We start from the raw sequence: 26,022 nt of genomic DNA on the forward strand, positions 1-26,022 counted from the left end.
CGCGCAGGAAGCGCTTTCTCGCCGTGCAGAGGTGTGCGGGGGTGTTCGTGTCGTACGGGGTTCAGCCGGCGTACGGGTCCTGCACCTTGCCCGGGCGGGCCAGGAACTCGAAGTCGCAGCCGGTGTCGGCCTGGGTGATCTGTTCGTTGTAGAGGGCGCCGTAGCCTCGTTCGTAGCGGGCGGGCGGCGGCGTCCAGGCGGCCCTGCGGCGCTCCAGCTCCTCGTCGTCCACGTCGAGCCGGAGGGAGCGGCCCTCGACGTCGAGGGTGATCGGGTCGCCGGTGCGGACGAGGGCGAGCGGTCCGCCGACGTACGACTCGGGGGCCACGTGCAGCACGCACGCGCCGTAACTCGTGCCGCTCATGCGGGCGTCGGAGATCCGGACCATGTCGCGCACGCCCTGCTTGAGCAGGTGGTCGGGGATGGGCAGCATGCCGTACTCGGGCATGCCCGGTCCGCCCTTGGGGCCGGCGTTGCGCAGGACCAGGACGCTGTCGGCGGTGATGCCGAGGGACGGGTCGTTGATGGTGCGCTGCATCGTCTTGTAGTCGTCGAAGACGACCGCGGGGCCGGTGTGCTTGAGCAGGTGGGGCTCGGCGGCGACGTGCTTGATGACGGCGCCGTCGGGGCAGAGGTTGCCGCGCAGGACGGCGACCCCGCCCTCGGCCGCCACCGGGTTGTCGCGGGGACGGATGACGTCGTCGTGGTGCACCCGGGCGCCCGCGATCTGCTCGCGCATCGTGTCGTGCGAGACGGTGGGCCGGTCCAGGTGGAGCAGGTCGGGGATGCGGGAGAGGAAGCCGGGCAGGCCGCCGGCGAAGTGGAAGTCCTCCATCAGGTACGTCTGGCCGCCGGGGCGGACGTTGGCCAGGACCGGGACGGTGCGGGCGACGCGGTCGAAGTCGTCGAGGGTGAGGGTGACGCCGGCGCGGCCCGCCATGGCGATCAGGTGGATCACGGCGTTGGTGGAGCCGCCGAGGCCGAGCACGGTGGTGACGGCGTCCTCGAAGGCGTCGGCGGTGAGGATGTCGCTCAGCTTCCGGTCCCGGTGGACCAGTTCGACGATGCGCAGTCCGGCGGCGGCGGCCATCCGGTCGTGGCCGGAGTCGACGGCCGGGATGCTGGAGGCGCCCGGGACGGTGACACCGAGGGCCTCGGCGGCGGCGGTCAGCGTGGAGGCGGTGCCCATCGTCATGCAGTGGCCGGGCGAGCGGGCCAGGCCGCTCTCCAGCTCCTGCATCTCGCAGTCGCCGATGAGGCCGGCCCGCTTGTCGTCCCAGTACTTCCACATGTCGGTGCCGGAGCCGAGGGTCTCGCCGCGCCAGTGGCCGGGGAGCATGGGCCCGGCGGGCACGAAGACGGCGGGCAGGTCGACGCTGGCTGCGCCCATGAGCAGCGCGGGGGTGGACTTGTCGCAGCCGCCCATCAGCACCGCGCCGTCGACCGGGTAGGAGCGCAGCAGCTCCTCGGTCTCCATGGCGAGGAGGTTGCGGTAGAGCATCGGGGTCGGCTTCTGGAAGGTCTCGCTGAGCGTGGAGACCGGGAATTCGAGGGGGAAGCCGCCCGCCTGCCAGACGCCCCGCTTGACCGCCTGGGCGCGGTCGCGCAGGTGGACGTGGCAGGGGTTGATGTCGGACCAGGTGTTGAGGATGGCGATGACGGGCTTGCCGAGGTGCTCCTCGGGCAGGTAGCCGAGCTGGCGGGTGCGGGCGCGGTGACTGAAGGAGCGCAGGCCGTCGGTGCCGTACCACTGGTGGCTGCGGAGCTGCTCGGGCGACTTCCGGCCGGCCGGGGCTGTCATATCGACCACCCCGCGGCGATGGCGGCGACCTCGGCGCGCTCGTCCTCGGGCAGCGGCTTGCTCGGCGGGCGGACCTCCCGGCGGCACAGGTCCAGCGAGGCCAGGGCCTCCTTGACCACGGTGACGTTGTTGGCGGAGCCGTTGGCGGCGCGCAGCTCCTCGAAGCGGCGGATCTGCTCCCAGACCTTCATGGCGGCCGGGTAGTCGCCGGCTCGAAGCGCTTCGATCATGTTCAGCGAGACGGCCGGGGCGACGTTGACCAGCCCCGAGGTGAAGCCGGTGGCGCCCGCGGAGAAGTATGAGGGCGCGTACGGCTCGGCCAGCCCGGCGACCCACACGAAGCGGTCGAGGCCGGCGTCGCGGGCGAAGGCGGCGAAGCGGGCGGCGTCCGGGACGGCGTACTTGACGCCGATGACGTTGGGGCAGGCGTCGGCGAGCTGGGCGAGGCGGGCGCCGGGCAGCTGCGGGTTGCGCAGGTAGGGCACGACGCCCAGCTCGGGCACGGCCTCGGCGATGGCGCGGTGGTAGTCGACCCAGCCGCCCTGGGAGACGTAGGGGTGGACCGGCTGGTGGACCATGACCATGGAGGCGCCGAGTTCGCGTGCGTGCCGGGCGGAGGCGACGGCGGTCGGCACGTCGTGGCCGACTCCGACGAGGATCGCGGCGCGGTCGCCGGCCTCCTCGACCGTCAGCTCGGTGACGAGGCTGCGCTCGGCCGGGGAGAGGGCGTAGAACTCGCCGGTGTTGCCGTTGGGGGTGAGGGTCGTGATGCCACCGTCGAGAAGACGACGCAGCAGGGCCCGGTAGGTGGCGGGGTCGACGGAGCCGTCCTCGGCGAACGGGGTCACCGGGATCGCCACCACGTCGGCCAGGGCCGCCCGCTGGGTCTCGAACGTCGCTGTCATGCCTGACCGTCCTCTTCCTGGGCCTGGTCTCCCGCTTCGGGGAAGGCCCGCTCGACGAAGGACGCGATGTGCGCGTGCAGGGCGCGTGCCGCGCCGTCCGCGTCACCGGCGAGGGCGAGGCGCAGGATCTCCTGGTGCTCGCCGGCCTCCCGTTCCCAGGAGGGGTCGGCGGCCCAGGCGACGGCGGAGACGAGGGCCGCCTGGTCGCGGACCTCGTCGAGCATCCGGCCGAGCAGCGGGTTGCCGCACGGCACGTACAGGGCGCGGTGGAACTCCCGGTTGGCCAGCGACCGTTCGGCGGTGTCCGTGGCCCGGTCGGCCCGGGTCAGCGCGTCGCTCGCGGCGTCCAGGGAGGCTCCGCGGCGCACGGCGCGCTTGAGCGCCTCGGGCTCCAGGAGCAGCCGCACGTCGTAGACCTCGCGCGCCATGTCCGCGTCCACCATGCGCACCGTGACGCCCTTGTACTGGTTCATCACCACCAGTCCGGTACCGGCCAGCGTCTTGAGCGCCTCGCGCACCGGTGTCTTGGACACCCCGAACTGTGCGGCGAGGTCGGTCTCGACCAGGGCCTGGCCGGGGGTGAGCCGGCCGGTGAGGATGCGGCGTTTGATCTCCTCCAGCACGTACTGCGTGCGGGAGGGGATCGGCGTGGGCACAGAGGTCATGCGCGCCTCTCGGGATATCGCGTATCGCGTCTCATATATGACGTACGGAGTACGACGCGTTGAAGGTAAGAGGGGCGCGGGACGGCGTCAATGCTTCTGACAAAGGAAGTTGAGGTTCTGGTGCCGTTACCGGGAGGTTCCGGTGCCGCTACCGGGCGGGCGGCGTCCAGCGCGGGTCGCGTCCACTCAGGCCCACCGCCCGGTCGAGCAGCGGCGCGTCGGCGGGCACGGGGACGACGGGGCCGAACATGCCGGCGTCCCGGTCGGACTCCTCGGCGGAGGCGGCGAGGAGGCCGTACGCCGCCTGGAGGGCGGCCGGGTCGGGGTCGTACTCCTGGCCGGTGGCGCGAGCCAGGTCCCAGCCGTGGATCACGAGCTCGTCGGCGACGACCGCGCCGGCCACCTCACCGGGCAGATCGACGCCACCGGCCCGGGTCATGCCGGTCCAGGCGGCCGGGTCGCGCCAGGCCTCGGCGAGTTCGCCGAGCACCTTCGGCAGCTCCTCGCGCCAGCCGGGGCCGATGTCGGGCACGGCCGCCTCGGGGCTGGTGTCGGTGGTGGGGCCCAGCTCCTTGCGCGCGGCGTCGCGGAAGGCGACGGCCAGGCCGGTGAGGTGGCCGAGCAGGTTGCGGACGGCCAGGTCCGGGCAGGGGGTCGGGTCGGCGAGCCGCGCGTCGCTCACGCCCTCGGCGAGGCGTGCCAGGACCCGCGTCTGCGGTCCGAGGTCGGGGGTGGCGGGGTCGGCGGTCATCGGCTGCTCCTCGGGAACGGGCGGTCGGCTCTGTCAGGAGGTAGACCGATCACGGTCGCGAAACTCATCGGCGGCCACGCCCGCGCCTACGGCATCTGCCCGATGCCGCCGGCCGCCCCTCAGACCGACGATGACCAGGCATGACGGCAAGGAAGACACACACGACGAAGACGACGCGCGGGGCATGGCCCGTGCCCCGCGTCCTGCGCGACCGCAACGCGGGCCTGTATCTCGCCGGGGTGGTGGTGTCCGGTTTCGGCACCTCGGCGCTGTGGCTGGCGGCCGGCGTCTGGGTGAAGGACCTCACCGGCTCGGACGGACTCGCGGCGCTGTCCATGCTCGCGATGTGGGCGCCCACGCTGGTGGGCCCGGCGCTGGGCACGCTCGCCGACCGCACTCGCCGAAGGCCCCTGCTGATCGGCACCAGCCTGCTGATGGCCGCCCTCCTGCTCACCCTCTTCGCGGTCGACTCGCCGGACACCCTGTGGCTGCTGTTCGCCGTGCTGCTCGTGTACGGCGCGGCGGGCGTCGTGCACGACGCGGCCGAGTCGGCGCTCGTCGCCTCCGCCGTCGACACCCGTCTGCTCGGCGACTTCAACGGGCTGCGCACGACCGCGAACGAGGGCATGAAGCTCGTTGCTCCCGCGGCCGGGGCGGGCCTGTACGCGGCGTACGGCGGCGCGAGTGTGGCCTTGCTGGACGCGGCGACGTTCGTGCTGGCCACGGGGGTGTACGCGGCCTTGCGCGTACGGGAGGCGAAGCCGGAACGGCCCACGGCGAACTGGCGGCGGCAGACTGCCGAGGGCGCCCGGTACCTGTGGGGGCACCCCCGGCTGCGCCCGCTCGTCCTGGCGGGCGGCGTCACGATGCTGTGCGCGGGCGTGAACGGCGCCACGGCCTACGCCGTCGTCGACGCCCTCGGGCACTCCCCCGCGTACGCGGGCGCGCTGTACGCCGTCCAGGGCGCCGGGTCGGTGGTGGTCGGGCTGCTGGCGGGGCCGGCCCTGCGACGGCTGGGCGGACGACGGTTCGCGGCGGCCGGGATCGCCCTGCTGGCGGTGGCGGTGACGGCGCGGGCGGCACCGTACGACGCCGTGGCCCTGGCGTCCGGCGCGGCGATCGGCGCGGGACTGCCCGCGGTGCTGATCGCGTCCCTGACCGCCGTCCAGCACGAGACGCCGGGCGCGCTGCTGGGCAGGGTGACCGCGACGGCCAACTCGTTGGTCTTCGCCCCGAACGTGTTCGGGCTGGCCGTGGGCGCCGTGCTGGTCGAGACGGTCGACCTGCGTCTGCTGATGCCGGCCCTGGGCGTGCTCCTGGCAGCGACGGCGGCGGCACTGCGGCGCCCCTGGAAGGAACGCGGGGAACTGCGCCCCTGAAAGGGGCGCGGGGAACTGCGCGACCAGCCCCCACCGACCCGCACCCGGAACACGAGCCCGCCCCCCACTCACCCCACCCGCAGCCCCTCCCGCACCGCCGCCAGATCCCCGTCCGACGCCAGCCCCGCGTGGTACAGCCGCAGCTCCGTCGCGCCCAGTTCCCCCGCCCGTGCCGCGTCCGCGGCGAGCGTGTCCGGGCGCCCGCCCATCCCGGAGACCACGGTGAGGTTGGCCGCGAGGACGGCCCCGTCGCGGCCCTGCTCGGCGAACGGCGTCAGCAGGCCCGCGCCGCCCGTGCAGGGCACGACCACGCCGTCGGCGACGGAGAGGATGTGCGCGGGGTCGACACCGGCGTTGGCGCCGCAGTGGTACGACACCGGGTCGGCGTGCAGCAGGACCCGGAAGCCGTCGGGAGCGGCGGCGCGCACGGCCGCGACCGCCGCCTCCTGGAGGGTGCGGGCCCGCTCGTCCCGCCAGGCGCGCGTGGCGTTCGCGTCCCCCTCGCCGAGCAGTTTCTCCACGCCCGCCCAGCCCCCGTCCGACGGTGCGCTCCCCCGCCACACCGGCTCCAGCGCGGCGCGCACGGCGGCGGCCAGTGCGTCGGCGTCGAGGCCCCGCGTGCCGTAGCCCTCCCGGCAGTGCGGGCAGAAGCACAGGGACATGAGGTACTGCCCGGCGTCCCCGAGACCGACCCCGCCGGTCTTGTCGTGGGCGTGCAGGTGGGCGAGGCCGTACCAGCCGAGGGACTCCAGCTCGGTGCCGCGTGCCCCGGGACGCGTCGCCGCCTCGGCGGCCAGGTCGGTGAGGTATGCGCGGGTGGCGGGCTGCGCGATGCACGGCGCCCACGGGTAGCGGTCGCCGTAGGCGTTGACGACGGAGGTGTGCGGGTGCTCCGCGCCGAGGCGGGAGTTGTGGGCGAGGACGACCCAGGTGTGCACCTCCAGGCCCGCGTCCGCGAGCGCGGCGGCGGCCTCGCCGTACGCGTCGCCGGGCGCCCAGTCGCCGGCCTCGTACGGGTGCGGCTCGCGGCCCTCCCAGCGGGCGGTGTCCGGCGGGTAGAGGACGGCGGCGTGCTCGGCGGTGACGACGCGGTGGCGCGGGTGGCGGGGGGTCAGGGCGCGGGTGGAGTGGTAGGCGGCGGCGAGCGTCACCTGCTCCACGCCGAGGTCCGCGACGCGCTCCGCCGCCGCCGGGTCCCCGTTGACGTCCCAGGGGTAGACGAACGCCGACGCCCTCACTGGTCGCCCTCCGCGTCCAGCAGCGCCTGGCCCCGCTCGATCAGCAGGGCGAGCTGCTTCACGTGCTCCTCGGCCGGCTCCTGCAACGGCGTCCGCACCTCCCCCACGTCCAGGCCGCGCAGCCGTACACCCGCCTTGACCAGGGCGACGGCGTACCCGCGGCCCTTGGCCCGCAGTTCGACGAACGGCCGGTAGAAGCCGTCCAGCAGACGGTGCACGGTGGCGTCGTCGTCCTCGCGCAGCGCCCGGTGGAAGGCGAGGGCGATCTCGGGGGCGAAGCAGAAGACGGCGGACGAGTAGAGGGTGACGCCGAGGGCGCGGTAGGCGAGCTGGGTCTGCTCGGCGGTCGGCAGCCCGTTGAAGTAGAGGAAGTCGTCGTCCGGGGCCTCGGTGCGCACGGCGCTGACGGTCCGCTGCATGAGGTCGAGGTCGCCGAGGCCGTCCTTGAGGCCGACGATCCCGTCCGTGCGGGCCAGCCCGACCACCGTTTCCGGGGTGAGCACGGCGTTGTCGCGCTGGTAGACGACGACCGGCAGGGCGGTCGCGGCGGCCAGCTCGCGGTAGTGCCGCAGCAGCCCTTCCTGCCCGGCGACGACCAGGTAGGGCGGCATGGCGAGCAGGCCGTCGGCCCCGGCCTCCTCGGCGAGGCGGGCGTAGCGCACGGCGAGGGCGGTGCCGTAGCCCGCTCCGGCGAGGACGGGGACGCGTCCCGCGGTCTCCTCGACGGCCGCCCGTACGCACGCCTCGAACTCCTCGGGCGTCAGCGCGTGGAACTCGCCGGTGCCGCAGCAGGCGAAGACGGCGGCGGCACCGGCGTCCACCCCGCGGCGCACGTGCGCGCGGTAGACGTCGAGGTCCACTCCGCCGTCGGGGCCGTAGGCCGTGACGGGAAAGAACAGCGGCCCGCTGGGGACGGTGAGCCGGGCGGCGAGAGGGGCTGAGGTCACGGGCGCTCCCCATTCCATATGTATGATATGCGTCTACATTTCTGAACGCGACCACGCTAAGCGGCTCCGTGAACACCGTCAAGCAGGCGCCCTCTTGACGCCCGACCACCCGCTCCTTACCGTGTCCACGCATATGAACACCAGGCACGGATCCGTACAACTGTCGCCGCTTCAGGAAACTCAGGAGTCCCGAAGGATGCCCGCTCCCCGCACCGTCCTGCTCACCGGCGCCGCCGGCGGCCTCGGCACCCTGATGCGGGAGCTGCTGCCCGCCCACGGCTACGCGTTGCGCCTGCTCGACCTGCACCCGGTCGAGGGCGAGCCGGACGCGATCGTCGCCGACCTCGCCGACCGGGCGGCGGTGCGCGAGGCGGTCCGGGGCGTCGACGCGATCATCCACCTCGCGGGCATCTCCCTGGAAGCCCCCTTCGACAAGATCCTGAAGGCCAACATCGAGGGCACGTACAACCTTTACGAGGCCGCCCGCGAGGAGGGCGTCGCCCGCATCGTCTTCGCCTCCTCCAACCACGCCGTCGGCTACACCCCGCGCCCCCGGGGAGGCGACCCGCTCATCCCGGTCGACACCCCGCGCCGCCCCGACACCTTCTACGGCCTCTCCAAGTGCTTCGGCGAGGACCTCGCCCAGCTCTACTGGGACAAGCACGGCCTGGAGACGGTCTCCGTCCGCATCGGCTCCTGCTTCCCCGAGCCGACCAGTGTGCGCATGCTCTCGGTGTGGATGAGCCCCGCCGACGGCGCCCGGCTCTTCGACGCCGCCCTGACCGCCCGGAACGTCGGGCACACCGTCGTCCACGGCTCCTCCGCCAACACCCGCCTGTGGTGGGACCTCACCTCCGCGCGGGCGCTCGGCTACGCACCGCAGGACGACTCCGAGCCGTACGCCGCGAAGCTGATCGCCGAACAGGGCGAACTCGACCCGGACGATCCGGCACACGCCTGCCTGGGCGGTCACTTCGTGACCGACCCCCCGATCTGGCCGTACTGACCGGAACCGGTCGGCCAACGGGGCGGGCGGGCACCGAACGGGCCCGCCCGCCCCGGCATGCGGGCGTCCGCACTGCCCGTTCCCACCCTCCCCGCCGCCGACTGCCAGGTCCGGGACGGGCACCCGGCGACCGGAACGGGCACAAACGGGCAGCATCGGCTCCGCGACAGACCTGGTCAGTGCCGCACGGCCGCTGTACAACTTCCCCCATGGGTCCCACGGGCCCGAACGGGCAAGGTCACGGCGACGAGGCGGTGAGGCGGGTGTTCGGCATGGGCACGAGGACGGCGGAGGAACGCCAGCGGGAGATCGTGCGGATCGCCCGAGCCACCGGCTCCGTCGACGTCACCGCGCTCGCCGCCGACCTGGGCGTCGCCAAGGAGACCGTCCGCCGGGACCTGCGCGCCCTGGAGGACCACGGCCTGGTCCGCCGCACCCACGGCGGCGCCTATCCCGTGGAGAGCGCCGGGTTCGAGACCACGCTCGCCTTCCGCGCCACCAGCCACGTGCCCGAGAAGCGCCGGGTCGCCGCCGCTGCGGCCGAACTGCTCGGCGACGCCGAGACGGTCTTCGTCGACGAGGGCTTCACCCCCCAGCTCATCGCCGAGGCCCTGCCCCGGGACCGCCCGCTCACCGTCGTCACCGCCTCCCTGCCGGTCGCCGGCGCGCTCGCCGAGTCCTCGGACACCTCCGTCCTGCTGCTCGGCGGCCGGGTCCGCTCGGGCACGCTGGCCACCGTCGACCACTGGACGACGAAGATGCTGGCCGGCTTCGTCATCGACCTGGCGTACATCGGCGCCAACGGCATCTCCCGCGAGCACGGCCTCACCACCCCCGACCCGGCGGTCAGCGAGGTCAAGGCCCAGGCCATCCGGGCCGCCCGCCGCACCGTCTTCGCGGGCACGCACACCAAGTTCGGGGCGGTCAGCTTCTGCCGGTTCGCGGAGGTCGGCGCCCTGGAGGCGATCGTCACCAGCACCCTGCTGCCCACGGCCGAAGCCCACCGCTACTCACTGCTCGGCCCGCAGGTCATCCGCGTCTGACACACCGAACCACCGACACACCGACCCACGCCCCCGGAGGGCACCCCACACCCTCCGCTGCCCCATACCTCCCCATATGTTCAGGAGCGATCCATGCGAACCCAGAGCCGACGGAGGCTGCCGCGAGCCACGCTCGCCATGGCCGCCGCAGGGACGCTGCTCGCCCCGCTGCTCTCCGGCTGCTGGGTCGGGGCGGGCGGCGCCGGATCCGGCGGCAACTCCATCAACGTCCTGATGGTCAACAACCCGCAGATGGCCGAGTTGCAGAAGCTCACCGCCGACCACTTCACCAAGGACACCGGCATCAAGGTGAACTTCACCGTCCTGCCGGAGAACGACGTCCGCGACAAGATCAGCCAGGACTTCGCCAACCAGGCCGGCCAGTACGACGTCGCCACCCTCTCCAATTACGAGATACCGATCTACGCCCGCAACGACTGGCTGCACGAGATGGACTCCTACGTCGCCGACGACCCGGCGTACGACCAGCAGGACATCCTGAAGCCGATGCGCGAGTCCCTCACCGGCGACGACGGCAAGCTCTACGGCCAGCCCTTCTACGGCGAGTCGTCCTTCCTGATGTACCGCAAGGACGTGTTCGAGCAGGAGGGCCTGACCATGCCCGAGCGTCCCACCTGGACCCAGGTGGCGGACCTCGCGGCCGAACTCGACGGCGCCGAGCCGGACATGAAGGGGATCTGCCTGCGCGGCCTGCCCGGCTGGGGCGAGCTGATGGCGCCCCTGACGACGGTCGTGAACACCTTCGGCGGCACCTGGTTCGACGAGAACTGGAACGCCCGGCTCGACTCCCCCGAGTGGGAGAAGGCGACGAAGTTCTACGTCGACCTGGTCCGCGAGCACGGCCAGTCCGGCGCCGCCCAGTCCGGCTTCGCGGAGTGCCTGAACAACATGACCCAGGGCAACGTCGCCATGTGGTACGACGCCACCTCCGCGGCCGGCTCCCTGGAGTCGGCGAACTCCCCCGTCAAGGGCAAGATCGGCTACGCGCCCGCCCCCGTGGAGAAGACCGACTCCTCCGGCTGGCTCTACACCTGGGCCTGGGGCATCCAGAAGGCCTCCCGCAACCCCGACAAGGCCTGGCAGTTCGTCTCCTGGGCGTCCAGCAAGGAGTACGAGCAGCTGGTCGGCGACGAGATCGGCTGGTCCAACGTCCCGGCCGGCAAGCGCGCCTCGACGTACGAGAACCCGGACTACGTCAAGGAGGCCGCCGCCTTCCAGGAGATGACCCGGGCGGCCATCGAGGGCGCCAAACCCAAGGACCCCGGCGTGCAGCCGCGCCCCGCGCCCGGCATCCAGTTCGTCGGCATCCCCGAGTTCACCGACCTCGGCACCAAGGTCTCCCAGGAGATCAGCGCGGCCATCGCCGGACGCCAGTCCGTCGAGGAGGCCCTGAAGAAGTCCCAGCAGCTCGCCGAGCAGATCTCCGAGGAGTACGAGGGACGATGAGCGCCACGACAACGGCCCCCTCGGCCGCACCCGACCGCGTACCCACCCCCGTCCGCCCGCCGTCCCCACGGCTGAAGGCATGGGCCACCCGGGCCCCGCTTCTCCCCGCCCTCATCTTCATGATCGTGGTCACCCAGCTGCCCTTCGTGGCGACCCTGGTGATCTCCTTCTTCGACTGGAACGCCCTCTACCCCGACGCCCGCTCCTTCACCGGCTTCGGCAACTACGGCGACGTGCTGTCCGACCCGGCGCTGCGCAAGTCAGTGTGGACGACGATCCTGCTGACCGTGGCGGTGGTCCTGGCCAGCCTGGTCCTGGGCCTGGCCCTCGCCCTGCTCCTGGACCGGAAGTTCAAGGGCCGGGGCGTGGTGCGCACCCTGCTGATCGCGCCGTTCCTGGTCGTCCCGGTCGCGGCGGCGCTGCTCTGGAAGCACGTCCTCTACAACCCGGAGTACGGCCTGCTCAACGGCCTGCTGCACTACGTCGGCGGCCCGCAGCCCGACTGGATATCCAACACCCCGCTGCTCGCGGTCGAGGCCGCGCTGGTGTGGCAGTGGACGCCCTTCATGATGCTGATCCTGCTCGCCGGCCTCCAGAGCCGGGACCAGCAGCAGATCGAGGCCGCCCGGGTGGACGGCGCGAGCGACTGGCAGATCTTCGTCCACCTCACCCTGCCCCACCTGCGCCGCTACCTGGAACTCGGCGCCCTGCTCGGCTCCATCTACATCGTCCAGAACTTCGACGCGGTCTTCACGATCACCTCCGGCGGCCTGGGCACGGCCAACCTGCCCTACACCGTCTACCAGAGCTTCTACCAGGCCCACGAGAACGGCCTCGCCTCGGCCGCGGGCGTCCTGGTCGTCATCGGCTCCATCATCATCGCCACCTTCGCGCTGCGCGTGGTGTCGTCCCTGTTCCGCGAGGAGGTCGGCCGCGCATGAGCGCCACCACCGCCGTACGCCCCGCCGCCACCGGCGCCACCACCGACAAGCCCGTACGGGCCCGCCGCAAGGCGGGCGCCGGCCTGGGCCTGGTCGCCTGGCTGGCCGGCATCGTCTTCTTCCTGCCCATCGCCTGGATGGCCCTGACCTCCTTCCACTCGGAGGAGGACGCCGCCACCAACCCGCCGTCCTTCGCGGCCTCCCTCACCCTGGACGGCTACCGCGAGTTCTTCGGCGCGGACGGCGGCGCGAGCCCCTGGCCCGCGCTGATCAACTCGGCGGTCGCGTCGGTCGCCTCGACCCTCCTCGTTCTGGTCCTGGCCCTGCCCGCGGCGTACGCCCTCTCGATCCGCCCGGTGAAGAAGTGGACGGACGTCCTCTTCTTCTTCCTCTCCACCAAGATGCTGCCGGTGGTGGCGGGCCTGCTGCCGATCTACCTGTTCGCCAAGAACACCGACATGCTGGACAACATCTGGCTGCTGGTCATCCTCTACACCTCGATGAACCTGCCGATCGCGGTCTGGATGATGCAGTCCTTCCTGGCCGAGGTCCCGGTCGCGATCATCGAGGCGGCCCGGGTGGACGGCGCGAAACTGCCGACCATCCTCGCCCGGGTGGTCGCCCCGATCGCCCTGCCCGGCATCGCCGCGACCTCCCTGATCTGCTTCATCTTCAGCTGGAACGAACTGCTCTTCGCCCGGGTGCTGACGGGCGTGGTCGCCGAGACCGCCCCCGTCTTCCTGACCGGCTTCATCACCAGCCAGGGCCTGTTCCTGGCCAAGGTGTGCGCCGCGTCGCTCGTCATCTCCCTGCCGGTGCTCGCCGCGGGGTTCGCCGCCCAGGACAAACTGGTCCAGGGCCTGTCGTTGGGAGCCGTGAAATGAAGGCCGCCGTCATCGAGTCCGTGGGCCGTGCCGTCGTCACCGAGGTCCCCGACCCGACGCCAGGGCCGCGCGAGGTCGTCGTCGAGGTCGCCGCCTGCGGCCTGTGCGGCACCGACCTGCACATCCTCCAGGGCGAGTTCGCGCCCAAGCTCCCGATCGTGCCGGGCCACGAGTTCGCCGGCGAGGTGGTCGGCGTCGGAGCCCAGGTCACGGAGGTGGCGGTCGGCGACCAGGTGGCCGTCGACCCGTCCCTCTACTGCTACGAATGCCGCTACTGCCGCACCGGCCACAACAACCTCTGCGAACGCTGGGCGGCCATCGGCGTCACCACGGCGGGCGGCGCGGCACAGTACGCGGTGGCACCCGTCGCGAACTGCGTGAAGCTCCCGGAGCACGTCCGCACCCAGGACGCCGCCCTGATCGAACCCCTGTCCTGCGCCGTCCGCGGCTACGACGTCCTCCAGTCCCGCCTCGGCGCCCACGTCCTGATCTACGGCTCCGGCACGATGGGCCTGATGATGCTGGAGCTGGCCAAGCGCACCGGCGCCGCGAGCGTGGACGTGGTGGACCTCAACCCGGCCCGCCTGGAGACCGCCCGCGGCCTGGGCGTCTCGGCCTCGGCCGCGACCCCCGACGAACTGGACCGCCCCCAGGGCTGGGACCTGGTCATCGACGCCACCGGCAACGCCGCGGCCATCCAGGACGGCCTGGACCGCGTCGCCAAGGCCGGCACCTTCCTCCAGTTCGGCGTCGCCGACTACGCGACCCGGGTACAGATCGACCCGTACCGCATCTACAACCAGGAGATCACCATCACCGGTTCGATGGCGGTCCTGCACAGCTACGAACGCGCGGCCGAGCTGTTCGCGAACGGTGTCCTGGACCCGGACGTCTTCATCAGCGACCGCATCGAGCTGGCCCGCTATCCGGAGGCGCTGGAGCAGTTCGCGGCGGGGGTGGGCCGCAAGATCGTGGTCGTGCCGTGACCGTATAGCCCGTCCGGCGCTTGAGGACGAGGCCGTCCAGGCCGAAAGCGGGGGTCTGGGGGCGGCAGCCCCCAGGGACGGGAAGGGAAGGGGCGGCGGGGGCGAAAACCCCTGGGCCCCCCACCCGCACCCCTCCTACGATTCCCGCATGCCCAAACCGAACGGCTTCGCCTACACCGCAACCGCGACCGGCACCGTCCACATCACCCACCACAACCACCCCGCCACCACCCTCAACGGCTCCCGAGCCGCCCGCTTCCTCCAGGAGGTCACAGCAGGCGACCCCCAGCTGGTCATGGCCCGCTGGACGGGCAACTACAAACACGGAAACGAACGCACGGCCCGCAACCACCCCCGCAACAACCCCCGGAACAACCCCCGGCCCCGCCGCTGACCCGATTGGCCCCCGGGTAAGGGAACGGTAAAACGCCCTCGCTCGTTCACCCGGCATGACAGCTATGACCCCCGGCTCGAACATCCCCCTCTCCGCCGCCCGCGTGACGGTGGACGTCGCCGCGCCCGTGCGGCTCGACGTATCGGGCCTGCTGCTCACCGCCGACGGCAAGGTGCGCTCCGACGACGACTTCATCTTCTACAACCAGCCCACCGGCCAGGGCGTGACGTACCGCTCCGGCGGCGGCACCGCCCCGGACGCGATCGTGGTGGACACCGCCGCCGTCCCGGCGGGCATCGAGAAGATCGTCGTGACCGCCAGCCCGGACGCCGCCGGCCAGTCCTTCCAGGGCATCGAGCCCACCGCCACCATCCGCAACGCGGACGACAACTCCGTCCTCGCCACCTTCACCCCGCCGCAGCTCGGCACCGAGACCGCACTGGTCATCGTGGAGGTCTACCTGCGCAACGGCGCCTGGAAGGCCCGCGCGGTCGGCCAGGGCTACGCGAACGGCCTGGCCGGCATCGCCACCGACTTCGGTGTCACGGTGGAGGAGCCGGCCACCCCGGCCCAGCCCGCCGCGCCCGCACAGCCCGCGCCCCCGGCGCGCTCGCACGCGGCCACTCCTCCGCCCCCGCCCGCCGCCGCGCCGACGATGCCCTCCGCTCCCCCCGCCGCTCCGGCCGCCCCGCCGGCCCCGGCGCCGGGCAGCGGCAAGATCAACCTCGACAAGGGCCGGGTCAGCCTCCAGAAGAACCAGACCGTCTCCCTGGTCAAGGGCGGCCGCCCGGTGCTCTCGCAGGTCAAGATGGGCCTCGGCTGGGAGCCGGCGTACCGCGGCAAGGACATCGACCTCGACGCCTCGGTCATCGCCTACGGCCCGCAGCGCAACCACATCGACAGCTGCTACTTCGGCAAGCTGTCCATCGTCGGCGGCGCGATCAAGCACTCCGGTGACAACCTGACCGGCGAGGGCGGCGGTGACGACGAGGTGATCACCGTCGACCTGGGCCGGCTCCCGCAGGAGGTCAGCGGTCTGGTCTTCACGGTGAACTCGTTCTCCGGGCAGAAGTTCACCGAGGTCGCCAAGGCGTACTGCCGCCTCCTGGACGCCGCGACCGGCGAGGAGCTGGTCCGCTTCGACCTCACCAGCGCCGAGCCGCAGACCGGCGTGATGATGGCGAAGCTGATCCGGCAGTACTCCGGGGAATGGGAGATGACCGCCATGGGCGAGTTCGTGAAGTCCCGCACGGTCCGGGGCATGGTGAAGCCGGCGGCGAAGGCGCTGTAGGCAGCCGGGTGGGGCGTTCCGCACGCGGAGCGCCCCACGAACCGTGGTCTACGCCCGCAGCCCGTCCCACACCAGCGACAGATACCGGCGTACCGACACCGGCTCTCCGTCCTCCCCGTCGCTCGCCCCGGCCGCCGTGGCCACCCCGTGCACCAGCCGCAGCACCTCGATCGGCTCCACGTCCCGCCGCAGCGCCCCCGCCTCCTGCGCCGCCCGCACCAGCCGGCCGGCCGCGTCGCGCAGACAGTCGCCGCACGCCGTGTCCACCGTCGAGCCCCCGGCGGTGACGGCGGTGCCGAGCAGCGCCTTCATCCCGCGGACCTGGATCATTCCAGCGGCCAGCTCCTCCAGCCACTCCCGCAGCGCCTCGCCCGGCGCCCGCTCGGCCGCGACGACGTCCGCCCGCGCCGCGATCGCCTCGATCCGGTCGAGGTAGGCGGCCTCCAACAGAGCCTGCCGTGTCGGGAAGTGCCGGTACAGCGTGCCGGTCCCGACGCCCGCGCGCTTGGCGATGTCGTCCAGGGAAGCACCCTCACCGTGCTCGGCGAAGGCCGCCGCCGCGACCTCCAGCAGCCGCTCACGGTTGCGGCGGGCATCCGCGCGCATGGCCCTGACCTGCGCCATCCCACTACTCCCTGCACACCGGGGTCTTCCGCCGAACCTTACCGCGCGCCCGTGCGCCGCCGCCCGGCCCGCACGAACGGAGGGAACCACTCCGCTCCGGCGGGTCTCCTGTCCAGGGATGACTGCCTTGCTGATGTTGCTGTTCGTGCTGTACGCGGTCGGCGGATGGATCGCGGTCCTCGTGACCTTCGGCTACCTGCTGGGCGCGCTCGCGCGCACCCGGCCGGTGGACCTGATGCGCGACGAGGGGCCGCGGGCGGTGCGACTGCTGTTCCCGACACCCGCCTACCTGCGCCTGGACCGGATCGCGACCCTGTGCCTGGTCCTCTTCGACCTGTGGGTGGTGTCCCTGATCCTGCTCCTCGGTCAGGACGGCGTCTTCACCGAGGACTGGATGGGCGACGCACGCATGATGGACACCACCGCCGCCTCCTACCAGGACGACGCCGTCCACGGTCTGCTCACCGTCATGTGGTGGACGAGCGGCGTCGCGGTCCTCTTCCGCTGGTGGACGGCTGCGGTGGCGCAGCTCTGTGTCCTGTCGGCGGCGGCCTGGTGGGTCGCCTCCTTCGAGACGTGGTGGAGCGGCTGACGCCCGGGACGCCGCGTTCGCGGGTCAGGCCGCCCAGGGCCAGTCGGCGTCCCGGGCGGCTTCGAGCAGCGGAACCATCCGGAACGCCGCGTCCGACAGGCCGCCGAAGGTGTGCCGGTTCGCCTTGCCCGACGGGCCGTGGCCCGCCCGGTACCCGGCGAGGTTCCAGGTGTAGACCGGAACGTGTGCGGGGACCTGCTCGGTCGGGTCGCCGTGCCGGTTGTGCGCGTACTGCTCGTCGGTGACGATCAGCACCCGGTCGTGCCCCTTGTAGTGCCGGCGGACCGCGTCGGTCGTGTCGGTGCCGCCGAGGTCACCGAAGCGCTCCAGGACCTTCAGGACCGACTCGCCCTCGCGGTACTTCACACGGTTGCTCGACGTACCGAACTCGACGAGGTCCGCGTCGGCCGCCCGCAGCGCGAACGCCGTGCCGAAGACCGCCGCCGCGTCGGCCCGGGTGAGCTCCGAGCGGTCCGACATCCGCGAGTAGAACATCGAGCCGGAGCGGTCCACGAGGACGAGCGTCCGGCCGGGCAGCGCGGGAACGTTGGCCAGCGAGTGCCCGAGCGCCTGCTCCAGCGGGTACGACCAGCGCAGCGACGGCGCGTGCCGGTACGCGGCGAGGTAGCGGAAGGGGAACTGCCGCGACCGCGCCACCTCGGCCGGGTCGCTGATCCGCGCCGCCACCCGGGCCGCGACCTCGTCCGAGACCCCGGCCTCGTCGAAGTTGCGGAGGTTTCGCAGCAGCGCCATAACCCCCATGGACGGGATCACGGCCTCCCAGGCCGCCTTGTCCATCGACCCCTGGAGCCAGCCGGCCAGCATCTCCCAGGTGACGCCCGCCGCCGCCAGCCGCTCGGCACCGTCGGGCGCCGTGACGACCGCTCGCCGCTCCTGGACGGGCAGCGCCATCAGCTCCCGGTGCGCCGTGAGGACACGGTTCGAGGCGGGCGGCACCGCGGTGTCCGGGTTGTGGCGGCGGTCCAGCGCGTACTGGAACAGCTCGCCCTGCCACGGCTTGTCCGGGTCCGGCGCCGCGTGCACCAGGTTGAGGATGTCGCCGAAGCGGTAGCCCTTGGACGCGGTGTCGTACTTCAGCAGCGACTTGCCGTGGTAGAGCCGCCGTACGGCGTCGGCGATCCCCCGCTTGACCGGCTTGGGCACGGCACGCCCGTACGTCGACGTCCAGTACGCGAGCAGCTCGCCGGGCTCGTCGGGCCGCTGGAGGACGGAGGCGACGACCTGCCGGTTCGTCGGTCCGCCGGTGGCGCCGGCGTCGAGGCGGGCCGCGACGTACTCGACGGCGCCGACGATCGAGGCGGTGCGCAGGTTGCCCTCGCCGCGCAGCCAGCCGAGCAGGCCGGCCGTCCAGGCCGGGTCGGAGACCGCGAGTTCGCGCACGAGCGTGGCGAACCGGTCGTCGCGGGCGGCGCCGGACTCGTAGAAGGTCTGCTGCGACACGAAGTTCGCGACCGACAGCAGAAAAAGCTCGGAGCGCGCGTCGCGCTCGTGGCCCCGGCCGCCCTCGTAGGTGCGCAGTACGCGGCCCGTCGACGTCACGCGCGAGGTGGGCTGCGCCTTCGCGGCCTTGGTGTTGAAACGCGCCATGGTGAATTCCCCCGAATTCTCTTCGGCGGGATGGCGCGGCGGAAGGTGGGTGCCCGAGGTCGGGATCGGCGACGGGAACATTCGGATGCTCTGCCGTTTGAGCTACACCGACCCGAAGTCGATGACGGGATTCGAACCCGCAACCGTCCGATCAAAGGAAGTATCCGCTGCCTGCGCACCGGGCACCCACCAGTTGCCGCGCCTCCCGAGTTCAAGTCGGCCGCGGCGTCTGATTCGATCACAACGAAGTAGCCGCGGCCTGCGCACCGGGAGGTGCGTGAAGTTCTGGGTGTCCAGAGTTCAGGTCGGCGGAACCGACAAGGTGCTCTAACCCCTGAGCTACACCGGCGCGTTGTGCCGGTGACGGGACTCGAACCCGTGGCCGCCCCATTATGAGTGGAAGTAGGTCCTGCCTTCGCACCTGGACGTTCATCACTCTAAAAGGGCGGCCACCGCTCGGGCGAGCGAATTAATCAGCGGCGCTTCTGGCGCTTCCAGGGCCCGGTGATCGCGAGCATGATGCCGGGGTCCTGGATGTTGGCGTAGAGCGTCTTCCCGTCGGGCGAGAAGGTGACGCCGGTGAATTCGCTGTACTCCGGGTCGTCGTCGCTGCCGACGTTCAGTTCGTTGCGGGCGATGGGGTAGGTGCGCCCGCGGTCGGTGGCGCCGAACAGGTGCTGGACGCCGTCGCCGTCCTCGGCGATGACGAGGCCGCCGTAAGGGGAGACGGTGATGTTGTCGGGGCCGTCGAAGGCGCCGTCCTCGGACGGGTCGGGGTTGACGCCGAGGAGGACCTTGAGGGTGAGGGTGCGGCGCGCGGGGTCGTAGAACCAGACCTGGCCGTCGTGCGGGCGGCCGGGGCTCTCGTCACGGGCGAAGGAGGAGACGACGTAGGCGCCGCCGTCGGCCCACCACATGCCCTCCAGCTTGCGGGCCCGGGTGACCTGGCCGTCGGTGAACTGCCTGCGCACGGAGGTGTCCCGGGCGTCGCGGTCGGGGACGTCGACCCAGTCGACGCCGTAGACCGTGCCGGTCTTCGTGGCGCGGGAGAGGTCGTCGACGAACTTGCCGCCGGAGTCGAAGCACTTGAAGGCCTGGAGGACCCCGGCGTCGTCGGCGAGGGTGCGCAGCCGGCCGCGGCCGTGCCGGAAGCCCTGCGGCGGGACCCAGCGGTAGAAGAGGCCGTTGGGGCCGGAGGCGTCCTCGGTGAGGTAGGCGTGGCCGCGCTTGGGGTCGATGACGACGGCTTCGTGGGCGTAGCGGCCGAGCGCCTTGACCGGCTTGGGGTCGCGGTTGGCGCGGCGGTCCTCGGGGTCGACCTCGAAGACGTAGCCGTGGTCCTTGGTCATCCCCTCATCGCCGGCCTTGTCCTCGGTCTCCTCGCAGGTCAGCCAGGTGCCCCAGGACGTGCTGCCGCCCGCGCAGTTGGTGGCGGTGCCGGCGATGCCGACCCACTCGGCGACGTGGCCGCCGCGGCGGACCTCGACGACCGTGCAGCCGCCGGCGGCGGCGGGGTCGTAGACGAGGCCCTCGGTGAGCGGGACGGGGTGCCGCGAGTCGTCGCGGTGGCCGCCGATCTCGTGGTTGTTGACGAGGAGGGTGGTGCCACGCGGGCCGTCGAAGGCGGCGGTGCCGTCGTGGTTGGACGGGGTGTACTCGCCGGACTCCAGCCTGGTCCGGCCGCAGTAGGTGATGATCTCGTACCGGAAGCCTGCGGGGAGGGCGAGGATGCCGTCCGGGTCGGGGAGCAGCGGTCCGTAGCCGACCCCGCCGTGGTCGTGCCCGTGTCCGTGTCCGTGGCCTCTGCCGTGCCCCTCCGCCGCGCTCTCGGTGTCCGTGGACGCGAGGGCGTTCGGGGCGGTGGCGAGGGCGCCGACGCTGCCCGCCAGCGCGATCCCGGCGCCGGTGAGCGCGGATCGGCCGGCGAAGTCCCTGCGGGTGAGCGACATGGTGTCTCCTGTGACGGTGGACGTGCCGTGGAGGGTGGCGGACCTCGTTCGGCGTCACGGTGGCGCCCGCGCCTGAACGGGAGTTGAACGGTGGTCGGCGCCCGCCGGGCAGCCCGCACAACCACGGGCACGGGCGGGGCGCCGCCTCCGCTCACGCGCCCCGGTCGCCCGGCGTCAGCCCCCGTGCTGCGACCGCGCCTTGAACGCCGCCTTCCGCGCTTCCTTGGCGACCTTCTTGTCGGGGTGCAGCCGCCCCATCGCCTCCAGGACGTCCGGCGTGGCCGGGTGGCCGACCCGCCAGGCCGTGTCGAAGAACCCGCTGTGCTGCTGGGCCAGCCCCTCCACCAGGGCGCGCAGTTCGTCGGAGTTGCCCTCCGCCGCGAGCTGCGCTGCCACGGTGTCGATGGTCAGCCAGAAGACCATCTCCTGCGGCGGCGCCGGCACGTCCCGCGCGCCGTGCTCGGTCAGCCAGACCCGGGCGAGGCCGCCCAGCTCGGGGTCGTCGAGGACCTCCCGCAGCGCGGGCTCCGCCTCGGTGCCGACCAGGGACAGCGCCTGCTGGCAGCGGAGCCGGCGCAGGGGCGCGCCGGGGTCCGTGCCGCGGGCGGCCGCGAGGAGTTCGCGGGCGGCGTCGAGGGGACCGCGGCCGGCCAGCCACAGCTCGGTCTCGGCGTGGGCCGCGGCCGGCGGGAAGGGTGCCGTGCCGTCGAGCAGCGCGTCGGCGCCCTTGCCGGCGAGGTCTCCGACGACGGGTACGTCGAAGCCGGCCTCCCGGAGCCTGGTGCGCAGTCCGTACAGTCCGAGCGGGGTGAGCCGCACCATGCCGTAGCGGGCGACGTCGGCCTCGTCGTCGGGTGCCGCCGGCTCCTCGTCGGCGTCGGCCATCAAGGCCTCGTCGACCGGCCGGTAGGCGACGAGGCCGACCGGCTCCAGCATCCGGAACTGGTCGTCCAGCCGCATCATCGCGTCGGAGACCTGTTCCAGAACGTCGTTGGTGGGCTCGCCCATGTCGCTGGGCACGATCACGGACGCGGCCAGCGCGGGCAGCGGCACCGGGGTGTCGCCGGCCCCGTCCTCGCCGACGGTGAGCAGGTAGAGGTTGCCGAGCACCCCGTCGAGGAACTCCGCCTCGGCCTCCGGGTCCCAGTCCAGGGACGACAGGTCGACCGTGCCGCCGTCGGCCATCGCGTCGACCAGGTCGTCGAGGTCGGGCACGCTCGCGTCCGCGAGCACCGTCTCCAGCGCGGTGAGCCACACGCCGAGCACGTCCTGCGGGGAGCCGCCGGTGAGCAGGGCGAGGTCGTCGCCCCGCTCGACGGTGCCCGCCTCCTCGTCGGTGATCTCGACGAGCCCGGTATCCACGGCGATCCGCCAGGCCTCGCTCGCGTGGGCCGCGGCGTCGTCCCCGGTCAGCCCGAGTTCACCGGCCGCCGCGGGCAGCTGCTCCTCGACGAGCCCGCCGCCGGCGTCCACGCGGGTCTCCGGGCCGGCCCAGCGGGCCAGCCGGGCGGCCCGGGCGAGCAGCGGTGTGGCCAGCGCGTCGCGAGCCAGCTCCGCCTCGGGGCGCAACCGTGCGGGCGGCAGGGTGGAGCGGTCTGACATCGGCTGTTTTCTCCTCGCGCGTTCCGGACGCCGTACGGCTCAGCCGCTCAGCCTAGACGGAATTACACCCATGCCGCCCGGTTCATCTCCCCGACGGGTGCAGTACATGGCCGAAACCTTGACAACTGGCCTGGCCAGGCAGGAGATTGACGCGCGTAGAAAGCGGGGGGACAAGTGTTCACCCAGGTCCACGCACTCAGGTCCCCGTGTGCCCGGCGGCCCCTCGCGTCCCACGCCCCACGTCCCACCCTCGTCCCGGTGCTCCGTCACGTCCCCGGAGGGATTCCGTTGGCCAGCAAGTCCTCCGCGCGCCTCGCCGCGCTCACCGTCGCCGCCGTCTGCTCGGCGGCGTCCACGATCGTGCTCACCTCGCCCGCGCACGCCGACTCCGTGCGCATCCACGACATCCAGGGCGGCACGCGGCTGTCGCCGTACGCGGGCGAGCAGGTCACCGACGTGGCCGGAATCGTCACCGGTGTCCGCGGCTACGGTTCCTCCAGAGGTTTCTGGATCCAGGATCCGCGGCCCGACGCCGACCCGGCCACCAGCGAGGGCGTCTTCGTCTTCACCGGCTCCACCCCGAAGGGCGTCGCCGTCGGTGACGCGGTCACCGTCTCCGGCACGGTCTCGGAGTACGTCCCCGGCGGCACCTCCTCCGGCAACCAGTCGCTGACCGAGATCACCCGGCCGGTGTTCACGGTCGTCTCCAGCGGCAACGAGGTCCCGGCGCCGACGACGATCTCCGCCCGTTCCGTGCCGCGCGCGTACGCCCCCGAGGGCGACGAGGCCGCGAACGGCTCGGTCAACGGCCTGCCGCTGCGGCCCGCGAAGTACGCCCTGGACCACTACGAGTCGCTGGAGGGCATGAACGTCCGCGTCGCCGACGCCCGCGTGGTCGGCGCCTCCGACCCGTACACCGAGCTGTGGGTCACGGTGAAGCCCTGGGAGAACGCCAACCGCCGCGGCGGCACCGTCTACGGCTCGTACGACTCCCAGAACACCGGCCGCCTCCAGATCCAGTCCCTGGGCAAGCCGGCCGACTTCCCCGACGCCAACGTGGGCGACACCCTCGCCGGCACCACCGCGGGCCCGCTGGACTACAGCCAGTACGGCGGCTACACGATGGTCGCGAGCGAGATCGGCACCCTTCGGAGCGGGGGCCTGGAGCGGGAGTCGACGCGCCGGCAGAGCGGCCGAGAGCTGGCGGTGGCGACGTACAACGTCGAGAACCTCGACCCGTCCGACGACACCTTCGCCGCGCACGCCGAGGCGATCGTGCACAACCTCGCCTCGCCCGACATCGTGTCCCTGGAGGAGATCCAGGACGACAACGGCGCCACGGACGACGGCACGGTGACCGCCGGCGCGACGGTCGGCAAGCTGATCGACGCGATCGTCGCGGCCGGCGGCCCGCGCTACGACTGGCGGGGCATCGACCCGGTGGACGGCGAGGACGGCGGCCAGCCCGGCGGCAACATCCGCCAGGCGTTCCTGTTCAACCCCGAGCGGGTCTCCTTCACCGACCGCGGGGCGGGTGACGCGACCACCGCGACCGGGGTGACGAAGGTGCGCGGCAAGGCGGCGCTCACCCACTCCCCCGGCCGCGTCGACCCGGCGAACGCGGCCTGGGAGGACAGCCGCAAGCCGCTGGCCGGCGAGTTCGTCTTCCGCGGCCGGACCGTCGTCGTCATCGCCAACCACTTCAACTCCAAGGGCGGCGACCAGAGCCTGACGGCGCAGTACCAGCCGCCGTCGCGCGGCTCGGAGACGCAGCGCCACGCCCAGGCGAAGGTGGTGAACACCTTCGTCAAGGACATCCTGGCCGTCCAGCGGAACGCGGACGTCATCGCCCTCGGCGACATCAACGACTTCGAGTTCTCGAGGACGACCCGCCTCCTGGAGGACGACGGCGCCCTGTGGTCGGCGGTCAAGTCGCTGCCGAGGAGCGAGCGTTACTCGTACGTCTACCAGGGCAACAGCCAGGTCCTGGACCAGATCCTGGTCAGCCCGTCGATCCGGTGGCACGGGCGGCTGTCGTACGACAGCGTGCACGTCAACGCCGAGTTCCACGACCAGATCAGCGACCACGACCCGCAGGTGCTGCGGTTCCGCCCGTAACCCGTACCGCGTGGGGGCGGGTTCAGCGGGGCACGAGGCCGAGGGCGTGGTCGTAGCGGTTGACCGCGCTGCTCTTCAGACCGGGCCAGTTCTGCACCCGCTCCCACTGGGCGGACCCCGAACCGACGCCGTCGCCCGGTGCGGCGAGGGCGTCGATGTGCGCCTGGGCGCTCTCCCACTCGGCGTAGTTGAGGACGCGGGTACCGTCGGTGCTGAGGTGGAAGTGGGCGGAGATGCCGCCGGGGTGCTGCTCGGGCTCGCTCTCCAGGGCTTCGACGACGGCGTCCACCCAGGCGCGCTGCCGGTCGGGGTCCGGGCCCTCGAACTCGACGTCGACGATGACGACGCAGCCCGGGACGGGCGCCGTGCCGTCCTCGCGGGTGAGGCCGCGGTAGTGCCGGTACCTGCCGAGCCACAGCCGCTCGATGCCCGGCACGGCGGTGTCGATCTCGTCGACGCGCTCCTGCCGGTGTGTCGTGACGAAGGCCTCGTACGCCTGCTCGTCGGCCCACTGGGAGTGGTGCAGCAGGGTGCTGCCGTCGTGGCCGGTGTAGACGTGGTAGCCGAGCAGGTCGTCGGCGGGCCAGGGCCTGCGCTCCCAGGTGCGGGCGATCGCGTCGACGGTCTGCCGCTGCCGTTCGGGGGTGCCCACCGACCAGGTGCTGAAGAAGGGGGCCCGGACGTCGGGGCGGGCGAGTTCGGGGTGGGCGTCGGTACGGCGGGTCATGCCGGCCTCCATCGGTGGGTGGTCGTCGGGTGCACGCACCACCCTCGGGGCTCGACCAAGGTTGAGGTCAAGTGACCTCGGGCCGGACGTGCGTGAGGAGGGGCCCGTTCGCAGGCCCCTCCTCACGCCGTGCCCCTCAGCAGTGCCCGCGGTGACGGTGCCGCAGCACGCCCGCCGCCACGACCGCGCCCGCCGCCGCCCCGGCGACCAGCACCGCCCGGGGATGCCCGAGCCCGGCCCGTACCGCGCCGCGAGCCCGCTGCGGCACGCGCCGCTCGACGGTGTGCCCGGCCCTGCCCGCCTTGTCCTGCACGGTGTGGCCGGCCTGCCCGGCCTTGTCCTGCACCGCGTGACCCGCCTGCCCGGCCTTGTCCTGCACGGCGTGACCGGTCCGGCTCGCCCTGCCCTGCACCGCGTGGCCGGCGTGCGCGGCGGAGCTGCGCAGTTGCACGGTCATGGCGCCGGCCTTGTCCCTGAGGTCGGCGGCCCGGGCCCTGGCACGGCCCTTCACGTCCGCCTTGCCCGCCAGCTCCTCCACGGTGTCGCCGAGCTGGCTGCGGGTCTGCTCGATCTGCTGCCGCAGCTCGTCGGGGCCCTTGGCCCCGCCCACGGGCTGCGCGGTGGAGCCGGCCCTCGTGCCGTCCCCGCTCGTCGCGTCGGTCATCGATGCGCCCTTTCCCTGATCACGTCCACGTCGGTCCTGACGCTGCCGAGAGTCGCCTCGGGTTTCGGGGGCACGGCGCGGCGGAGCTGGGTGCGGCCCATCATGGCCAGTACGCCCGCGATCACGAAGAGCACCGCCGTCACGATGAGCGCCGCGGCCCAGACGGGCAGCGCCAGCGAGAGCGCGGCGGTGGCCGTGCCGGCCAGCGCGAACAGACCGACGTACGCGATGGCTCCCGCGGCGCCGAGCATCCCGCCGCCGCGCCCGGCGCGCTTGCCCTTCTCGGCCAGCTCCATCTTGGCGAGGGCCACTTCCTGGCGCACGAGCCGGGAGAGCTGTTCGGTGGCCTGACCGACGAGTTCGCCCACGGAGTGCTGCTGCTCGTCGCGCACCGGCCTGGTGTGCATGGTCCCGGTCACGGTTCCGCCTCCTCTCGGTTC

At 72.6% G+C, this 26,022-nt stretch carries 24 protein-coding genes and 1 tRNA gene; 11 read left to right on the top strand and 14 right to left on the bottom strand.

Annotated features, from left to right (window positions below; all coding sequences use genetic code 11):
• Positions 1 to 61 precede the first annotated feature (61 nt).
• The 4 genes from araD to AMK11_RS00530 form a co-directional block, all read right to left on the bottom strand.
• A complete protein-coding gene (gene araD / locus AMK11_RS00515; RefSeq protein WP_073721511.1) occupies positions 62 to 1,801 on the bottom strand; it encodes an L-arabinonate dehydratase in 1,740 nt (579 codons plus the stop codon).
• Positions 1,798 to 2,706, bottom strand: coding sequence for a dihydrodipicolinate synthase family protein (locus tag AMK11_RS00520; RefSeq protein WP_073721512.1), 909 nt, complete (start codon positions 2,704 to 2,706; stop codon positions 1,798 to 1,800). Before AMK11_RS00520 ends, araD begins: the two co-directional genes overlap by 4 nt.
• On the bottom strand, positions 2,703 to 3,371 hold the full coding sequence (locus tag AMK11_RS00525; RefSeq protein ID WP_073721513.1) for a GntR family transcriptional regulator: 669 nt from the start codon (positions 3,369 to 3,371) through the stop codon (positions 2,703 to 2,705). Before AMK11_RS00525 ends, AMK11_RS00520 begins: the two co-directional genes overlap by 4 nt.
• 148 nt (positions 3,372 to 3,519) lie before the next feature.
• Positions 3,520 to 4,122 carry a TIGR03086 family metal-binding protein gene (locus AMK11_RS00530; RefSeq protein WP_073721514.1) on the bottom strand — a complete coding sequence of 201 codons (603 nt, stop codon included), beginning with the start codon at positions 4,120 to 4,122 and terminating at the stop codon, positions 3,520 to 3,522.
• Positions 4,123 to 4,262: 140 nt separating this feature from the next.
• Between AMK11_RS00530 and AMK11_RS00535 the strand changes: the two genes are divergently transcribed.
• Positions 4,263 to 5,501: an MFS transporter gene (locus tag AMK11_RS00535; RefSeq protein WP_073721527.1), complete on the top strand. Its 1,239-nt coding sequence runs from the start codon at positions 4,263 to 4,265 to the stop codon at positions 5,499 to 5,501.
• A 68-nt stretch (positions 5,502 to 5,569) separates the two neighbouring features.
• On the opposite strand, the gene AMK11_RS00540 is transcribed toward AMK11_RS00535, so the two are convergent.
• Positions 5,570 to 6,739, bottom strand: a complete 1,170-nt coding sequence (locus tag AMK11_RS00540; RefSeq protein ID WP_073721529.1) for a hypothetical protein — start codon at positions 6,737 to 6,739, stop codon at positions 5,570 to 5,572.
• Positions 6,736 to 7,686, bottom strand: coding sequence for a 5-dehydro-4-deoxyglucarate dehydratase (locus AMK11_RS00545; protein ID WP_079187141.1), 951 nt, complete (start codon positions 7,684 to 7,686; stop codon positions 6,736 to 6,738). The genes AMK11_RS00540 and AMK11_RS00545 overlap by 4 nt, the downstream gene beginning before the upstream one ends.
• A 196-nt stretch (positions 7,687 to 7,882) precedes the next feature.
• Here AMK11_RS00545 and AMK11_RS00550 point away from each other — a divergent pair, with 196 nt between their 5' ends.
• The 8 genes from AMK11_RS00550 to AMK11_RS00585 all read left to right on the top strand — a co-directional run bounded on the left by AMK11_RS00550 (position 7,883) and on the right by AMK11_RS00585 (position 15,698).
• A complete protein-coding gene (locus AMK11_RS00550; protein ID WP_073721533.1) occupies positions 7,883 to 8,692 on the top strand; it encodes an NAD-dependent epimerase/dehydratase family protein in 810 nt (269 codons plus the stop codon).
• A 272-nt stretch (positions 8,693 to 8,964) separates the two neighbouring features.
• A complete protein-coding gene (locus AMK11_RS00555; RefSeq protein ID WP_073723812.1) occupies positions 8,965 to 9,735 on the top strand; it encodes a DeoR/GlpR family DNA-binding transcription regulator in 771 nt (256 codons plus the stop codon).
• Positions 9,736 to 9,828: 93 nt separating this feature from the next.
• Entirely contained in the window at positions 9,829 to 11,202 is a 1,374-nt protein-coding gene (locus tag AMK11_RS00560; RefSeq protein WP_073721535.1) for an ABC transporter substrate-binding protein, read from the top strand.
• Positions 11,199 to 12,143, top strand: a complete 945-nt coding sequence (locus AMK11_RS00565) for a carbohydrate ABC transporter permease (protein ID WP_073721537.1) — start codon at positions 11,199 to 11,201, stop codon at positions 12,141 to 12,143. The genes AMK11_RS00560 and AMK11_RS00565 overlap by 4 nt, the downstream gene beginning before the upstream one ends.
• The gene (locus AMK11_RS00570) at positions 12,140 to 13,027 is read left to right on the top strand and encodes a carbohydrate ABC transporter permease (RefSeq protein WP_073721539.1); all 888 of its coding nucleotides are present in this window, start codon (positions 12,140 to 12,142) and stop codon (positions 13,025 to 13,027) included. Before AMK11_RS00565 ends, AMK11_RS00570 begins: the two co-directional genes overlap by 4 nt.
• Positions 13,024 to 14,013: a zinc-dependent alcohol dehydrogenase family protein gene (locus AMK11_RS00575; RefSeq protein WP_073721541.1), complete on the top strand. Its 990-nt coding sequence runs from the start codon at positions 13,024 to 13,026 to the stop codon at positions 14,011 to 14,013. The genes AMK11_RS00570 and AMK11_RS00575 overlap by 4 nt, the downstream gene beginning before the upstream one ends.
• Before the next feature lie 148 nt (positions 14,014 to 14,161).
• A complete protein-coding gene (locus tag AMK11_RS37250) occupies positions 14,162 to 14,407 on the top strand; it encodes a hypothetical protein (protein ID WP_073721542.1) in 246 nt (81 codons plus the stop codon).
• Between the two features lie 64 nt (positions 14,408 to 14,471).
• Positions 14,472 to 15,698 (top strand): TerD family protein, encoded by a 1,227-nt coding sequence (locus tag AMK11_RS00585; protein ID WP_079187142.1) that lies wholly within the window; start codon positions 14,472 to 14,474, stop codon positions 15,696 to 15,698.
• A gap of 48 nt (positions 15,699 to 15,746) precedes the next feature.
• On the opposite strand, the gene AMK11_RS00590 is transcribed toward AMK11_RS00585, so the two are convergent.
• A complete protein-coding gene (locus AMK11_RS00590; protein ID WP_073721546.1) occupies positions 15,747 to 16,322 on the bottom strand; it encodes a TetR/AcrR family transcriptional regulator in 576 nt (191 codons plus the stop codon).
• A 118-nt stretch (positions 16,323 to 16,440) separates the two neighbouring features.
• Between AMK11_RS00590 and AMK11_RS00595 the strand changes: the two genes are divergently transcribed.
• Positions 16,441 to 16,914, top strand: a complete 474-nt coding sequence (locus tag AMK11_RS00595) for a hypothetical protein (protein WP_241846877.1) — start codon at positions 16,441 to 16,443, stop codon at positions 16,912 to 16,914.
• A gap of 24 nt (positions 16,915 to 16,938) precedes the next feature.
• On the opposite strand, the gene AMK11_RS00600 is transcribed toward AMK11_RS00595, so the two are convergent.
• The 4 genes from AMK11_RS00600 to AMK11_RS00610 form a co-directional block, all read right to left on the bottom strand.
• Entirely contained in the window at positions 16,939 to 18,522 is a 1,584-nt protein-coding gene (locus AMK11_RS00600; protein WP_073721550.1) for a TROVE domain-containing protein, read from the bottom strand.
• A gap of 358 nt (positions 18,523 to 18,880) precedes the next feature.
• Positions 18,881 to 18,950 (bottom strand) — tRNA-Met (locus AMK11_RS37895).
• Positions 18,951 to 18,995: 45 nt separating this feature from the next.
• A complete protein-coding gene (locus AMK11_RS00605) occupies positions 18,996 to 20,471 on the bottom strand; it encodes an alkaline phosphatase PhoX (RefSeq protein ID WP_073721552.1) in 1,476 nt (491 codons plus the stop codon).
• A gap of 174 nt (positions 20,472 to 20,645) precedes the next feature.
• A complete protein-coding gene (locus tag AMK11_RS00610) occupies positions 20,646 to 22,073 on the bottom strand; it encodes a hypothetical protein (protein WP_073721554.1) in 1,428 nt (475 codons plus the stop codon).
• Positions 22,074 to 22,361: 288 nt separating this feature from the next.
• Between AMK11_RS00610 and AMK11_RS00615 the strand changes: the two genes are divergently transcribed.
• Positions 22,362 to 24,191: an endonuclease/exonuclease/phosphatase family protein gene (locus AMK11_RS00615; RefSeq protein ID WP_073721556.1), complete on the top strand. Its 1,830-nt coding sequence runs from the start codon at positions 22,362 to 22,364 to the stop codon at positions 24,189 to 24,191.
• Between the two features lie 22 nt (positions 24,192 to 24,213).
• Here the strand turns inward: AMK11_RS00615 and AMK11_RS00620 are convergent, their stop codons facing one another.
• From AMK11_RS00620 to AMK11_RS00630, 3 genes are all read right to left on the bottom strand, one after another.
• Positions 24,214 to 24,918 carry an antibiotic biosynthesis monooxygenase gene (locus AMK11_RS00620; protein WP_073723814.1) on the bottom strand — a complete coding sequence of 235 codons (705 nt, stop codon included), beginning with the start codon at positions 24,916 to 24,918 and terminating at the stop codon, positions 24,214 to 24,216.
• Between the two features lie 136 nt (positions 24,919 to 25,054).
• Positions 25,055 to 25,582: a DUF3618 domain-containing protein gene (locus tag AMK11_RS00625; protein WP_073721558.1), complete on the bottom strand. Its 528-nt coding sequence runs from the start codon at positions 25,580 to 25,582 to the stop codon at positions 25,055 to 25,057.
• Entirely contained in the window at positions 25,579 to 26,001 is a 423-nt protein-coding gene (locus AMK11_RS00630; RefSeq protein ID WP_073721560.1) for a phage holin family protein, read from the bottom strand. The genes AMK11_RS00625 and AMK11_RS00630 overlap by 4 nt, the downstream gene beginning before the upstream one ends.
• Positions 26,002 to 26,022: the final 21 nt, after the last annotated feature.

Origin of the sequence: Streptomyces sp. CB02414 (genome assembly GCF_001905385.1) — a bacterium.
Lineage (GTDB): Bacteria > Actinomycetota > Actinomycetes > Streptomycetales > Streptomycetaceae > Streptomyces.